12 protein-coding genes and 1 pseudogene are annotated in these 12,714 nt (G+C 74.7%); 6 read left to right on the top strand and 7 right to left on the bottom strand.

What is annotated here, in order from left to right; all coding sequences use genetic code 11:
- The first annotated feature begins 114 nt into the window (after positions 1–114).
- The 3 genes from HUT16_RS14365 to HUT16_RS14375 all read left to right on the top strand — a co-directional run bounded on the left by HUT16_RS14365 (position 115) and on the right by HUT16_RS14375 (position 1,410).
- Positions 115–459 carry a hypothetical protein gene (locus HUT16_RS14365; protein WP_014136472.1) on the top strand — a complete coding sequence of 115 codons (345 nt, stop codon included), beginning with the start codon at positions 115–117 and terminating at the stop codon, positions 457–459.
- 146 nt (positions 460–605) lie between these two features.
- Positions 606–950 carry a rodlet layer protein gene (locus HUT16_RS14370; protein WP_176188573.1) on the top strand — a complete coding sequence of 115 codons (345 nt, stop codon included), beginning with the start codon at positions 606–608 and terminating at the stop codon, positions 948–950.
- 202 nt (positions 951–1,152) lie between these two features.
- Complete coding sequence (locus HUT16_RS14375) at positions 1,153–1,410, top strand: hypothetical protein (protein ID WP_176188574.1); 258 nt, start codon at positions 1,153–1,155, stop codon at positions 1,408–1,410.
- Between the two features lie 133 nt (positions 1,411–1,543).
- Here the strand turns inward: HUT16_RS14375 and hemB are convergent, their stop codons facing one another.
- From hemB to HUT16_RS14410, 7 genes are all read right to left on the bottom strand, one after another.
- The gene (hemB, locus tag HUT16_RS14380; protein ID WP_176188575.1) at positions 1,544–2,524 is read right to left on the bottom strand and encodes a porphobilinogen synthase; all 981 of its coding nucleotides are present in this window, start codon (positions 2,522–2,524) and stop codon (positions 1,544–1,546) included.
- A gap of 66 nt (positions 2,525–2,590) precedes the next feature.
- Positions 2,591–4,210 carry a uroporphyrinogen-III synthase gene (locus HUT16_RS14385; protein WP_176188576.1) on the bottom strand — a complete coding sequence of 540 codons (1,620 nt, stop codon included), beginning with the start codon at positions 4,208–4,210 and terminating at the stop codon, positions 2,591–2,593.
- Positions 4,207–5,181 (bottom strand): hydroxymethylbilane synthase, encoded by a 975-nt coding sequence (gene hemC / locus HUT16_RS14390; RefSeq protein WP_176192674.1) that lies wholly within the window; start codon positions 5,179–5,181, stop codon positions 4,207–4,209. Before hemC ends, HUT16_RS14385 begins: the two co-directional genes overlap by 4 nt.
- Positions 5,182–5,222: 41 nt before the next feature.
- Positions 5,223–6,668, bottom strand: coding sequence for a glutamyl-tRNA reductase (locus HUT16_RS14395; protein ID WP_176188577.1), 1,446 nt, complete (start codon positions 6,666–6,668; stop codon positions 5,223–5,225).
- A 31-nt stretch (positions 6,669–6,699) separates the two neighbouring features.
- The gene (locus HUT16_RS14400; RefSeq protein WP_176192675.1) at positions 6,700–7,572 is read right to left on the bottom strand and encodes a redox-sensing transcriptional repressor Rex; all 873 of its coding nucleotides are present in this window, start codon (positions 7,570–7,572) and stop codon (positions 6,700–6,702) included.
- 107 nt (positions 7,573–7,679) lie between these two features.
- The gene (locus tag HUT16_RS14405; RefSeq protein WP_176188578.1) at positions 7,680–8,354 is read right to left on the bottom strand and encodes a 3'-5' exonuclease; all 675 of its coding nucleotides are present in this window, start codon (positions 8,352–8,354) and stop codon (positions 7,680–7,682) included.
- Between the two features lie 162 nt (positions 8,355–8,516).
- Positions 8,517–8,789 carry a glutaredoxin family protein gene (locus HUT16_RS14410; protein ID WP_176188579.1) on the bottom strand — a complete coding sequence of 91 codons (273 nt, stop codon included), beginning with the start codon at positions 8,787–8,789 and terminating at the stop codon, positions 8,517–8,519.
- 83 nt (positions 8,790–8,872) lie between these two features.
- On the opposite strand from HUT16_RS14410, the gene HUT16_RS14415 reads away from it, so the two are divergent.
- The 3 genes and pseudogenes from HUT16_RS14415 (at position 8,873) to HUT16_RS14425 (ending at position 12,666) form a co-directional block, all read left to right on the top strand.
- Positions 8,873–9,796: an HAD family phosphatase gene (locus HUT16_RS14415; RefSeq protein WP_176188580.1), complete on the top strand. Its 924-nt coding sequence runs from the start codon at positions 8,873–8,875 to the stop codon at positions 9,794–9,796.
- 528 nt (positions 9,797–10,324) lie between these two features.
- A pseudogene (locus HUT16_RS14420) lies at positions 10,325–11,145 on the top strand (ECF subfamily RNA polymerase sigma factor, BldN family).
- A gap of 303 nt (positions 11,146–11,448) precedes the next feature.
- Positions 11,449–12,666 (top strand): DUF5667 domain-containing protein, encoded by a 1,218-nt coding sequence (locus HUT16_RS14425; RefSeq protein WP_176188581.1) that lies wholly within the window; start codon positions 11,449–11,451, stop codon positions 12,664–12,666.
- The last annotated feature ends 48 nt before the right edge of the window (positions 12,667–12,714 follow it).

The raw sequence follows: 12,714 nt of genomic DNA on the forward strand, positions 1-12,714 counted from the left end.
GTGATCGCTGACGAATTTCCCGAAGAGCCCGTAACTTTCCGAGTCGCCATTCTTTGATCCCGACGACGACGGGGCAGCACCCCTCGAACGGCATTTCAGAGAGGTATCTCCACCATGCTCAAGAAGACTTTCGCTACCGTCGGCCTGGCCGCCGCCGCGCTGGCCGCGGTGTCCACCCCCGCCGTCGCGATCGGCAACGCGGACGGTTCGGCCGGCTCGATCCAGGGCAACGGCGGCACCAACGCCACCGGCACCTGGGGCAACAACAGCCCGAACTTCCACTTCGCCGACAACCCGAACCTCTGCCTCCCGGAGATCCACAACATCGGCGTCGCGGTGCTCGGTGTGGCCGTCCCGGTCGAGGTCGACGCGCTCAACAACCAGCCCAAGCAGACCTGCGTGGTCGGCCAGGGCACCCTCGGCAGCGGCGACGGCGGCGTCTCCCACCTGGTCGGCTGACCCACCGTCGCTGCCCCCGGCGCGGAGCCCCACGCTCCGCGCGGTACGACCCGCCGGGGCCGCTCCCCCGGCCCGGCGGTAGGACCCGGCGCGAGCCACGCACCGGTCCGCTGCTCCACTCCATCAGATCCGAAAAGGAAAACCCAATGATCAAGAAGGCTCTCGCCGCCGCCGGCGTTGCCGCCGCCGGTCTCGCCACGATCGCCTCCCCGGCGATGGCCATCGGCGACGCGGACGGCGCCGCCACCTCGGTCCAGGGCAACGGCGGCACCAACGCCACTGGCACCTCGGGCAACCACAGCCCGAACTTCCACACCCTGGACAACCCGAACCTCTGCCTCCCCGAGGTCGACAACATCGCCGTCGCCGTCATCGGCGTCGCGGTGCCGATCAAGGCCGACGTCCTGGACAACAAGCCGTCGCAGACCTGCGTCGTGGGCCAGAACACCGTGGGCAGCGGCGACGGTGGCGTCTCCCACCTGATCGGCTGACCTGCCGGTCGCGACCGACCGCCGGGTCCGGGGGAGCGATCCCCGCGGGCCCGGCGGTTCCACGTCTCCGGCCGCTCCCGGAAACCTGTTCGTCTGCGGCGCGATCGGGTGATCGGAGCCCCGGTGGGCGCGTGCAGCGCCGCTCCAGCCGCACCCCTGTGCTGACGTAGAGACGCACCACCTGACGCAGAGAGGAACTCCCATGAAGAGCAAGCTGGGCAAGGCCGTCATCACCTCCGTCGCCGCCCTCGCGCTGGCCGGCATCGCCGCTCCCGCCTACGCGCACGTCGCCGTCGGCGGCGGCCACGAGGGCGTGGCCACGGCGGACGAGCCCTTCGTCGCCGGTCACTGGGGGGGCTTCGCCGAGACCTCCCACATCTTCACCGCGGGCGGCGGCTACGGCTGGGCCACCTCCACCGCCGTCGGCGGCGGCGAGGGCGGCATCGTCGCGATCGACTGACGTCGCGCCGATGCCGAGGGCACGGGGGCCGGTCGCGGCCTCCGTGCCCTCCGTGCTGCCGGTGCTCGGTCGTGCCGGCGGGCGGCGCCGGAGCGCCGTTCCGCGCCCGGCGCGCCCCGTGCTCCCGGTCCGGTCAGCGCACCATGGCCGCGGCCTCGACGGCCCAGTAGGTGAGGATCTGCTCGGCACCGGCCCGGCGGATCGAGGTGAGCGTCTCCAGGATGGTGCGCTCGCGGTCGATCCAGCCGTTCGCGGCGGCGGCCTCGACCATCGCGTACTCACCGGAGACCTGGTACGCGGCGACCGGCACGGGCGAGGCGTCGGCGACCTGGCGGACGATGTCCAGGTAGGACATCGCGGGCTTGACCATCACCAGGTCGGCGCCCTCGGCGACGTCCTGGGCCAGCTCGCGCAGCGACTCGCGGGCGTTGGCCGGGTCCTGCTGGTAGGTCTTGCGGTCGCCCTTGAGCGAGGAGCCGACGGCCTCCCGGAAGGGGCCGAAGAAGGCCGAGGCGTACTTGGCGGTGTAGGCGAGGATGCCGGTGTCCCGGTGGCCGGCCGCGTCCAGCGCCTTGCGGACGACCGCGACCTGACCGTCCATCATCCCGGACGGGCCGACCAGGTGGACGCCGGCGTCGGCCTGGACGACGGCCATCTCGGCGTAGCGCTCCAGGGTGGCGTCGTTGTCGACCGAGCCGTCGGCGGCGAGCACGCCGCAGTGGCCGTGGTCGGTGAACTCGTCCAGGCACAGGTCGGACATCACCACCAGCCGGTCGCCGACCTCGGAGACCACGTCGCGGATGGCGAGCTGCAGGATGCCCTCGGGGTTGGTGCCCTCGGTGCCGGTGGCGTCCTGCACCTCGGGGACGCCGAACAGCATGATGCCGCCGATCCCGGCCTCGGCGGCCTCGACCGCGGCCCGGCGCAGGGTGTCCCGGGTGTGCTGGACGACGCCCGGCATCGAGCCGATCGGCCGGGGCTCGGTGATGCCCTCGCGGACGAACGCGGGCAGGATCAGCTCGGCCGGGTGCAGCCGGGTCTCGGCGACCAGGCGGCGCATCGCCGGGGTCGAGCGCAGCCGGCGCGGGCGGACGGACGGGAATTCGGCGGACACTTCGAAGGCTCCCTAGTCACGGAAGAACGCGTCAGGGGGAGGCCGGGGCCTCCCCCTGACGGAGGGTCAACGCGCCTTGCGGCGCGAGCCGGGGCGGCGTTCGCTCGGCCGGTAGACCGGCTCGCCCGCCGCGGTGGCGGCGTCCCGGCGGGTGGCCCCGAAGTCGGCGAGCGCCTGGGCGAGCGCCGACGCGGACGGGGCCGGGGCCATCACGTCGACCCGCAGGCCGTGCTCCTCCGCCGTCTTGGCGGTGGCCGGGCCGATGCAGGCGATGACGGTCACGTTGTGCGGCTTGCCGGCGATGCCGACCAGGTTGCGGACGGTCGAGGACGAGGTGAAGAGCACCGCGTCGAAGCCGCCGCCCTTGATCGCCTCCCGGGTCTCGGCCGGCGGCGGCGAGGCGCGCACCGTCCGGTACGCGGTCACGTCGTCGACCTCCCAGCCGAGTTCGACCAGGCCGGCCACCAGGGTCTCGGTGGCGATGTCGGCGCGCGGCAGCAGCACCCGGTCGATCGGGTCGAACACCGGGTCGTACGGCGGCCAGTCCTCCAGCAGCCCGGCCGCGGACTGCTCGCCGGAGGGCACCAGGTCGGGCTTGACGCCGAAGTCGACCAGCGCCTGCGCGGTGGTCTCGCCGACCGCCGCGACCTTGATGCCGGCGAACGCCCGGGCGTCCAGGCCGTACTCCTCGAACTTCTCCCGGACGGCCTTGACGGCGTTGACCGAGGTGAAGGCGATCCACTCGTAGCGGCCGGTGACCAGGCCCTTGATGGCCCGCTCCATCTGCTGCGGGGTGCGCGGCGGCTCGACCGCGATGGTCGGCACCTCCTGCGGCACCGCGCCGTACGAGCGCAGTTGCTCGGACAGGCCGTGGGCCTGCTCCTTGGTGCGCGGCACGAGGACGTTCCAGCCGAACAGCGGCTTGGTCTCGAACCACGAGTGCGAGGCGCGGTGGGCGACCTGCTCGCCCACCACGGCTATCACCGAGGTCGCCGGGTCCACCGGGGCGGAGACCGGCGAGGGCAGCACCCGGGCGGCCTTCAGGTCGGCGGCGATGGCGGCCAGCGTGGAGGTGAAGGTGCGCTGCCGGGTGGTGGTGCCGGAGAGCGTCGCGGAGAGCGCCGCGTCGGGCTTGCGGCCGTGCGCCACCAGCGAGTTGGCGGTCGCGGGCAGCTGGCCCAGGGTGGTGCGCACGACCAGGGTGGTCTCCGGCGCGCCCAGGTCGACGACCTGGCCGGCCAGCAGCGCCTCGGCGTCCACGAACCGGACGTCGGCGCCCTGGCCGCCGCGCAGCGGCACGCCCGCGTAGGCGGGCACGCCCACCGACTGGGCGACGCCGGGCACGACCTCGAACGGCACGCCGGCCTTGGCGCAGCGCAGCATCTCCTGGGCGGCGCAGCCGTCCAGGCCGGGGTCGCCGTCGACGGTGCGGACCAGGTGGCGGCCGGCCTTGACCGCGTCGGCGGCCAGGTCGGCGAGCTCCCGGCCGGCGTCGGCCGGGTCGATGACCTGGACGCCGCTGGGACAGTGGGTGCGGACCGCGGCGGCGGTCAGCGGGTCGGCGATCAGTACGTCGGCGGTGCCGAGCACGTCGACGGCGCGCAGGGTGAGCAGTCCGGGGTCGCCGGGGCCGGCGCCGAGGAAGGTGCAGCGCCCTGCGGGCGGGTGGAATCCGGCGGCGGTCATCGGGCGCGCTCCCCCATCAGGTCGGCCGCTCCGGTGTCGAGCAGCCTGGTGGCCAGGGCGCGGCCCAGGGCCGCGGCCTGCTCCTCGGCGGTCTCGTCGGGGACGAGCGGGCCGGTGGCGGACATCTTGAGCAGTTCCACGCCGTCGGTGGTGCCGACCGCGCCGTTCAGGCGCAGTTCGGTGCCGGCCCAGGTCGCCAGCGCGGCGACCGGGGCGGAGCAGCCGGCCTCCAGGGTGGCGAGCAGGGCGCGTTCGGCGACCACGGCGGCCCGGGTGGGGCGGTGGTCGAGCCGGGCCAGGACGGCGGCCAGGGTCGGGTCGACGCACTCGACGGCGAGCGCGCCCTGCCCGGGGGCGGGCAGCATCAGCGCGGTGTCGAGGTGCTCGGTGATCTCGGCGGAGCGGCCGAGCCGGTTGAGTCCGGCGGTGGCCAGCACCACGGCGTCGAGTTCGCCGGAGGTGACGTAGGTGATCCGGGTGTCCACGTTGCCGCGGATCGGCACGGTGTCCAGGTCGGCGCCGCGGGCGCGGGCCCAGGCGTTCAGCTGGGCCATCCGGCGCGGGGAGCCGGTGCCGACCCGGACGGTGCGGCCGCCGGCCCCGGCGACCAGCTCGGCCAGGGTCAGGCCGCCGCGGGCGACCAGCGCGTCCCGGACGTCCTCGCGCTCGGGGACGGCGGCCAGCAGCAGCCCGGGGGGGGCGGCGGTGGGCAGGTCCTTGAGCGAGTGGACGGCCAGGTCGATCCGGCCCTCCAGCAGGGCGTCGCGCAGGGCGGAGACGAACACCCCGGTGCCGCCGATCTGGGCCAGCGACTCGCGGGAGACGTCCCCGTAGGTGGTGATCTCGACCAGTTCCACCCGGCGGCCGGTGACCTTGGCCACCTCCTCGGCGACCATGCCCGACTGGGCCATGGCGAGGGCGCTGCGGCGGGTGCCGAGGCGCAGCGGCGTCACTGTCTCTTGACCATTCATGAGGAGATCGTCCTGGTCGTGCTGGGGGGCTGACGGGGTGTTCATCTGGTTGCTCCGGCGGGCGGGACTGCTGCGGCCCGGTCGGTGGGGGCCGGGGGGACGGCGGCCTGGGCGGCGGGGATGCCGCCCGGCGGGATCGAGGACCCCGCCTGGGCGCCGATCGGGGTGCCGGAGACAGCGTGCACTGCCGCCGGGTCCAAGTCGAACAGTTCGCGCAGGGCTTCCGCGTAGGAGGCCCCGCCCGGTTCGGCGGCGAGCTGCTTGACCTTGACGGTGGGGGCGTGCAGCAGTTTGTCGACCACCCGGCGCACGGTCTGCGAGATCTCCGCGCTGGAGCGCTCGTCCAGGTCCGGCAGCCGGGAGGTGAGGCGGGCGAGCTCGCTGCTGACCACCTCGGAGGCCATGGCGCGCAGGGCGACCACGGTCGGGGCGATCCGGGCGGCGCGCTGCGCCTGGCCGAAGGCGGTGACCTCGTCCGCGACGATGGTGGAGACGGCGTCCACGTCGCCCGCGCCGGGGGTGGCGGCGTGCGCGTGCGAGAGGCTCTCCAGGTCGACCAGCAGGGCGCCGGCCAGGCCGTGCACGGCGTGGTCGACGTCCCGGGGCATGGCCAGGTCGAGGAAGGCCAGCGGGGAGGCGGCGCTACGGGCGGCCGTGTTTTCTCGACTCGCGCGCCGTACGGCGATGGCGGCGGCGGCCTCGGCGGCGTCGATGACGGTGCCGGCCGCGCCGGTGCAGGAGATCACCAGGTCGACGTCGGCGAGCGCCTGCGGGACCTTGGCGAAGTCCAGGGTGCGGGCGGCGCCGCCGAGGATCTCCACCAGCCGCTCGGCGCGGGCCGGGGTGCGGTTGGCGATCAGCAGGTCGGTGACGCCGGAGCGGACCAGGGTGGCGGCGGCCAGCGAGCTCATCGAGCCCGCGCCGACCACCAGGGCGCGCTTGCCGGCGATCGGGCCGGCCCCGGCGGCGACCTGCTCCAGGCCGAAGGTGACCAGCGACTGGCCGGCCTTGTCGATGCCGGTCTCGCTGTGCGCGCGCTTGCCGACCCGCAGGGCCTGCTGGAACAGCTCGTTCAGGCCGCGGCCCGCGGTGTGCTCCTCCTGCGCCTTGGCCAGCGCGTCGCGCAGCTGGCCGAGGATCTGGCCCTCGCCGACGACCATCGAGTCCAGGCCGCAGGCCACCGAGAACAGGTGGTGGACGGCGCGGTCCTCGTAGTGCACGTACAGGTGGGGGGTGAGCTCGTCCAGGTCGACGCCGCTGTGCCCGGCGAGCAGCTGGGACAGCTCGGCGACGCCCGCGTGGAACTTGTCCACGTCGGCGTACAGCTCGATCCGGTTGCAGGTGTTGACCAGCGCGGCCTCGCCGACGGTCGCCGAGGCGGCCGCGTCGTGCAGCAGCCTGGTCGGGGCCAGGCCGGTGAGCGCGGCGCGCTCCAGCACGCCGACCGGCGCGGTCCGGTGGCTCAGACCGACTACCAGAAGACTCATGCCCCCACCTCGTCGTGACGGATGTGCGTGCTCACGCCGGCATCACCGCGGACAGGTCGTCGTCCGGGCCGCCCTTGGCGGCGGGCGCGGTCTTCGGCGGCGCGGTCTTCGCCTGCTCGGCCTTGCCGCCGGCGGCCCGGCGCAGCTTGGCCGCGGCGGCGCGGACCGGTCCGGGGGCGCGGTCGAGCACCGAGTCGCCCGCGGACGGCTCGTCGCCGGCCTTGCGCTGCTCGTGGAAGGCGAGGATCTGGAGCTCTATCGAGAGGTCGACCTTGCGCACGTCCACGCCGTCGGGCACGGTCAGCACGGTCGGGGCGAAGTTCAGGATGCTGGTCACGCCGGCCTCCACCAGCCGGTCGCAGACCTGCTGGGCGGCGCCGGGCGGGGTGGTGATCACGCCGATCGAGACCTGCTGGGTGGCGACGATCTCCTCCAGCTCGTCCATGTGCCGCACGGGCAGGCCCGCGGCGGTGCTGCCGACCACGTTGGGGTCGGCGTCCAGCAGCGCGGCCACCCGGAAGCCCCGGGAGGCGAAGCCGCCGTAGTTGGCGAGGGCGTGGCCCAGGTTGCCGATGCCGACGATGACGACCGGCCAGTCCTGGGTGAGGCCCAGCTCGCGGGAGATCTGGTAGACGAGGTACTCCACGTCGTACCCGACGCCGCGGGTGCCGTAGGAGCCCAGGTAGGAGAAGTCCTTGCGGAGCTTCGCGGAGTTCACCCCGGCCGCGGCGGCCAGTTCCTCGGAGGAGACGGTGGGGACCGAGCGCTCGGAGAGCGCGGTCAGCGCCCGCAGGTAGAGCGGGAGGCGGGCGACGGTCGCCTCCGGGATGCCCCGCGCACGCGAGGGCCTGCGCGCGGCGCCCTGGTCGGGCGTCTGCGAACTGCTGGGTGAGGGTCGGCCGATTGCCACGTTGCTCCTGCGGGTGAAGCTGGGCTTGGACCGCCAGGCTATGCGTTTGTGAACGTGTGCACAAAGATGGTGCCCGATTTGTCCCCGAACAGTGACACGCATCACTCGTAACCCGCCGAGCCGATCAGCGCCCGCGGGCCCTCCACCCCGGCCGGCCAGGGGCCCAGCGGCGCCACCCGGCGCCGCAGCGGGACGCCGCCCCGGGAGCGCTCCGAGCGGGCCGGGGCCAGCCGCGGCCACGGCACCGCCGGCCGGGCCGGCAGCCGCTCCTCGGGGCAGCCCGTCCGGCGGCAGTGCCGCAGCAGCTCCACCGTCGCCAGCGCGTCCCCCAGCGCGGTGTGCGCCGGGAACCAGCCCAGGCCGGCCGCGTCCACGCACGCGGACAGCCCGAAACCGCCCGCCTCGGGCAGCAGCCGGCGGGCCATCCGCATCGTGCACAGCAGCGGCACGGGCGGCAGCGCCACCCCGATCCGGGCGAACTCGCGCTCCAGGAACGACCGGTCGCAGGTCACGTGGTGGCCCACCAGCACCCGGCCGGCCAGCAGCTCCAGCAGCCAGGGCGCGATCTGCCGGAACCTGGGCGCCCCGAGGACGTCCTCCTGCGCTATCCCGTGCACGTGCGTCGGCCCGACCGGGCCGCCCGGGTCCACCAGCGTCGCGAACTCGCGCTCGATCCGCAGCCCGGCGTCCAACTGCACCACGGCGACCTCGACCACCCGGTGGCGCCAGGGGCTACGACCGGTGGCCTCGACGTCGACGACGGCGTAGCCGCTCATCGCGCCCTCCTCATGCACAGCCCCCGGCGGACACGGAAAACCGTTCGATCGTAAGCCGAGAAGCGGGCGAACTCCTAGGGCGATCTTCATCGAACGTTCACGAAGCAGTGCTGCGGCGGAGGGCGCGGCCGGGGCCCGGGAGGCGGCGGGCCCCGCGGGGGCTCAGGCGCCGAGCGCCTTGCGCAGGCGGCCCTCGTCGACCCGCCAGAAGTCGTGCTGGCGGCCGTCGACCAGGGTCACCGGGATCTGCTCGGCGTACTCCGCGTACAGGGCCGGGTCCTGGAGGATGTCCTTCTCCTCGAAGGAGGCGCCGAGGTCGGCGGTGACCTTGAGGATCACCGCCCGCGCGTCCTCGCACAGGTGGCAGCCGGGCTTGCCGATCAGGGTGACGGTGGTCTCGGCGGGGTTCTTCTTCGCGCGTCGCAACAGGCTCACCGGTTCATTGTGCCGCCGCCCGTTCACTGCCCCGGCACTCCGCCGACACGGGGTCGGACGGCCGCGCTGACTATGCTCGTCGCATGGCAGCGCTGCGAAGGCTCACCCGGTCGAGGCGTTCCACCGACGACCGGACCGTCCTGGCGGGGGAGGCCGCGGCCGACGCCGCCGAGGCCCGGCTCGCGCCGGACGGCCCCGGGGCGCCGGAGGGGGACCACACGCCGGTGCCCGGGGACGTCCGGGCCGCCGCCTTCTTCGACTGCGACAACACCATCCTGCGCGGGGCGGCGATCTTCTACCTCGGGGTCGGCCTGTACCGGCGGCGCTTCTTCTCCCGCCGCGACCTGGCCCGCTTCGCCTGGCAGCAGGCCGCCTTCCGGCTGCGCGGCGCGGAGAACCCGGAGCACATCGCCGACGCCCGGGACAGCGCGCTGGGCCTGGTCGCCGGCAAGCGCACCGCGGACCTGGAGCGGATCTGCGAGGAGATCTTCGAACCCGTGCTGGCCGAGAAGGTCTGGCCCGGGACGCGGGCCCTGGTGCAGATGCACCTGGACGCCGGGCAGCGGGTGTGGCTGGTGACGGCCGCCCCGCAGGAGGTGGCCCGGCTGATCGCCCGCCGGCTGGGCATGACCGGCGCGCTCGGCACCGTCGCCGAGACCCGGGACGGCGAGTACACCGGCCGGCTGGTCGGCGGGATGCTGCACGGCCCGGCGAAGGCGGCCGCGGTGCAGGCGCTGGCCCGGCGCGAGCAGCTGGACCTGGCGCGCTGCGCGGCGTTCAGCGACTCCGCCAACGACATCCCGATGCTGAGCCTGGTCGGCCACCCGTACGTGATCAACCCGGACGGGGCGCTGCGCCGGCACGCGCGGGCGATGGGCTGGCGGGTGCGGGACTTCCGCACCGGGCGCAAGGCGGCCCGGATCGGCGTCCCGGCGGCGGCCGGTCTCGGCGTGCTGGCGGGGGCGGCCGCGGCGGCGGTCGCGGTGCACCGGCGGCAGCGCGCCTGACCCCGGGGCGGCGCCGAGGCGTCAATCCGGCGCCGCCGACACGCCCGCCCGCGGGTAGTCGTGCACGTCAGCGGGGGTGAACCCGTCCGGGGCGGCGGGTGGTTCGAGAACGTCCGGCTGTGACCGGAACTGATCGTTCGCCAGTCGGCCAAAGTCATGGGTTGGGACCGTGGATAGCGGGGAAACCGGGCCCGCGCACCGGTGTTCGGTCACCTGATGTGCACAAGTGGTCACATTGAGCCGGGTGGATGGCGTCAACTCCGGTCACCGACAGGTGAATATGCGCAAGAAGTGGACCTCAACCGACCACTTCGACCACGCGGTGTAGCTGTCATTGCACAAAGCGTTATTCTCTCCTGGATGCACCCCACCCGAACGTCCCCGTGACGGGTGGCCAGTGCGGCGTGCTCTCCGCACAGGCGGAGGTGATCCGTCCACAGTTCTGCCTCTGGGAGTCCCGTGTACCCACCCGTCCGGAACGACGCGCCAGCCACCTCCCGCCCGTCGACCGCCACTCTGCGCCGCGGTGTGCGCCTGGAACGGCTGTGGGCCGCGATCCGCGAGTTCGAACTGACCGTGCCGCAGCCCGCGGTGGCCGGTCCCGCGTTCGCCGCGCCCTCGTTCGCCGCCACCGCGCCCGCCGCGTTCGCCGCGCCGCTGCGGCGCTCGACCACCACCGGGTCCGCCACCGGCCCGGCCGCCGGCAACACCCGGCCGGCGGGGCGCGCGGCCGCACCGTGCCCGCCCCCGGCACCCGCGGCCGGGCCCGCAGCGCCCCCGCGGGCCCCGGCTACGACACCGAGCACAACCCGGTGGTGGAGCTGGTCGAGCGGGCCCAGAACGGCGAGAGCGAGGCCTTCGGGCGGCTCTACGACCACTACGCCGACACCGTGTACCGGTACATCTACTACCGGGTCGGCAGCCGGGCCACCGCCGAGGACCTGACCAGCGAGACCTTCCTGCGCGCGCTGCGCCGGATCGGCACCTTCACCTGGCAGGGCCGCGACTTCGGCGCCTGGCTGGTGACCATCGCCCGCAACCTGGTGGCCGACCACTTCAAGTCCAGCCGGTTCCGGCTGGAGGTCACCACCGGCGAGATGCTGGACTCCAACGAGTGCGAGCGCAGCCCCGAGGAGTCGGTGCTGGAGTCGCTCTCCAACGCCGCCCTGCTGGACGCGGTGCGCCGGCTCAACCCGCAGCAGCAGGAGTGCGTCACGCTGCGCTTCCTGCAGGGCCTCTCGGTCGCCGAGACGGCCCGGATCATGGGCAAGAACGAGGGCGCCATCAAGACGCTGCAGTACCGGGCGGTGCGCACGCTGGCCCGCCTGCTGCCGCCGGACGCCAGGTGATCCGCCGACCGTGGACGCGACAGCCCACAGACCGTCGCCGCCGCCCCCGGCGGCCGACGGACCGTCAACCCGCCCCCGGCACACGCACGTCCGGGTGACGGAGCGGTCATCTGCTCTGCTTAATACGCCAGGGGGGTCGTGCGTAACCGACTCCCGACACCGCTCGTTGGCCAGCGTGCAATCCGCCACCGGGCCCGCAGTCAAGTGGGAACTCGAACTGTCACCCGATGGTGTGGTTTCGGCCCGTCGGGACAACCAACCTGCGGGCCACGGTGTCGAAAACGACGAAGGGAGGTGTGGCCCGTGACGGCAAACATGCTGGAGCACCGGCGGGCGAAGTCCTTCGCCGAGGCGCTGGAGGCCCACCAGAGTGACCACCGGAGCGGCGGCTCGCACCGGGCCGGCTCCGCCGCCATGACCGAGCTCCTCGCGATGGCCGACGCACTCGGCGCGGTCCCCGCCCCCGAGCTCGCCGCCGAGACGCGGACGGTCCAACGCGCCCAGCTGATGGCCGCGTTCGAGCAGGAGTGGGCCGGCGGCGCACCCACCGCGGTCCTCCCCGCCCAGCGCGGTCAGCGCGTCCGGCGGACGCGCTGGGGCCGCCGCCTCGCGATCGGCGGCCTGGTCGCCGGCGTCGCCGTCGGCGGGCTCGCCGGAGCCGCCGCCGCCTCCACCAACGCCCTCCCCGGCGACACCCTGTACGGCATGAAGCGCGGCCTGGAAGGGCTGCGCCTCGACTGGGCCGACAACGACACCGAGCGCGGCGCACTGCTGCTCCAGCAGGCGTCCACCCGGCTCGACGAGGCGCAGACGCTGCTGGGCCGCTCCGACAGCCCGACCGCGCTCAGCCCCGCCACGGTCGACCAGGTCCGCCGCGCCCTCGACGACATGCACGCCGAGGCGCTCCGCGGCCGCGACCTGCTGCGCGCGGTCTACCGCACCAACGGCTCGCTCACCCCGATGCGCCAGCTCGCCGGCTTCGCCGGGGAGGACCAGCGCTGGTCCGCCCTGCAGTCCCGGCTGCCCTCCGGGCTGAGCTCCCAGGCGTCCAAGGTCGACCAGCTCTTCGACGACATAAGCGAGGACGTCGCGCCGCTCCGGCTCGGGCAGACCCCCGGGCAGGGCGGCAGCGGCGGCAGCACCGGCGGGACGGCCCCGAGCGGCGGCACCGGCGCCGACGGCGGGACCGGCACCGGCCCGGGCACCGGCCGGCAGCCGCTGCTCCCCGGCACCGGAACGTCCGGCGGGGCGAGCGGCGGCCACGACCCGGCCACCGCGCCGTCCGGCCGGGCCACCACGGCGCCCAGCGCGGCCACCGCGGGCGGCCTCGGCGACCTGCTGGGCGGCCTGACCGGCACCGGCGCCTCCCCCACGGCGACGGGCGCACCGGCGGCCCAGGCCCCCGGGGCCTCCCCGGCCGCCTCCGGCACCCCGGCGGCGACCCCGCCGGGCGGGGGCGGGCAGGGCATCACCCTCCCGCCGCTCATCCCGGGCCTGCTGCCGGGCCTGACGCTCAACTAGCGGCACCGCCGGGGGCGTGCGTCCCGCACGCCCCCGGTTCCGCCACCC

Origin of the sequence: Kitasatospora sp. NA04385, from assembly GCF_013364235.1 — a bacterium.
GTDB lineage: Bacteria > Actinomycetota > Actinomycetes > Streptomycetales > Streptomycetaceae > Kitasatospora.

Coding starts and splice junctions, on each gene's coding strand:
- HUT16_RS14365 (WP_014136472.1), top strand. CDS start 115: ATGCTCAAGAAGACTTTCGCTACCGTCGGCCTGGCCGCCGCCGCGCTG.
- HUT16_RS14370 (WP_176188573.1), top strand. CDS start 606: ATGATCAAGAAGGCTCTCGCCGCCGCCGGCGTTGCCGCCGCCGGTCTC.
- HUT16_RS14375 (WP_176188574.1), top strand. CDS start 1,153: ATGAAGAGCAAGCTGGGCAAGGCCGTCATCACCTCCGTCGCCGCCCTC.
- HUT16_RS14385 (WP_176188576.1), bottom strand. CDS start 4,210: ATGACCGCCGCCGGATTCCACCCGCCCGCAGGGCGCTGCACCTTCCTC.
- hemC (WP_176192674.1), bottom strand. CDS start 5,181: ATGAATGGTCAAGAGACAGTGACGCCGCTGCGCCTCGGCACCCGCCGC.
- HUT16_RS14395 (WP_176188577.1), bottom strand. CDS start 6,668: ATGAGTCTTCTGGTAGTCGGTCTGAGCCACCGGACCGCGCCGGTCGGC.
- HUT16_RS14405 (WP_176188578.1), bottom strand. CDS start 8,354: ATGAGCGGCTACGCCGTCGTCGACGTCGAGGCCACCGGTCGTAGCCCC.
- HUT16_RS14415 (WP_176188580.1), top strand. CDS start 8,873: ATGGCAGCGCTGCGAAGGCTCACCCGGTCGAGGCGTTCCACCGACGAC.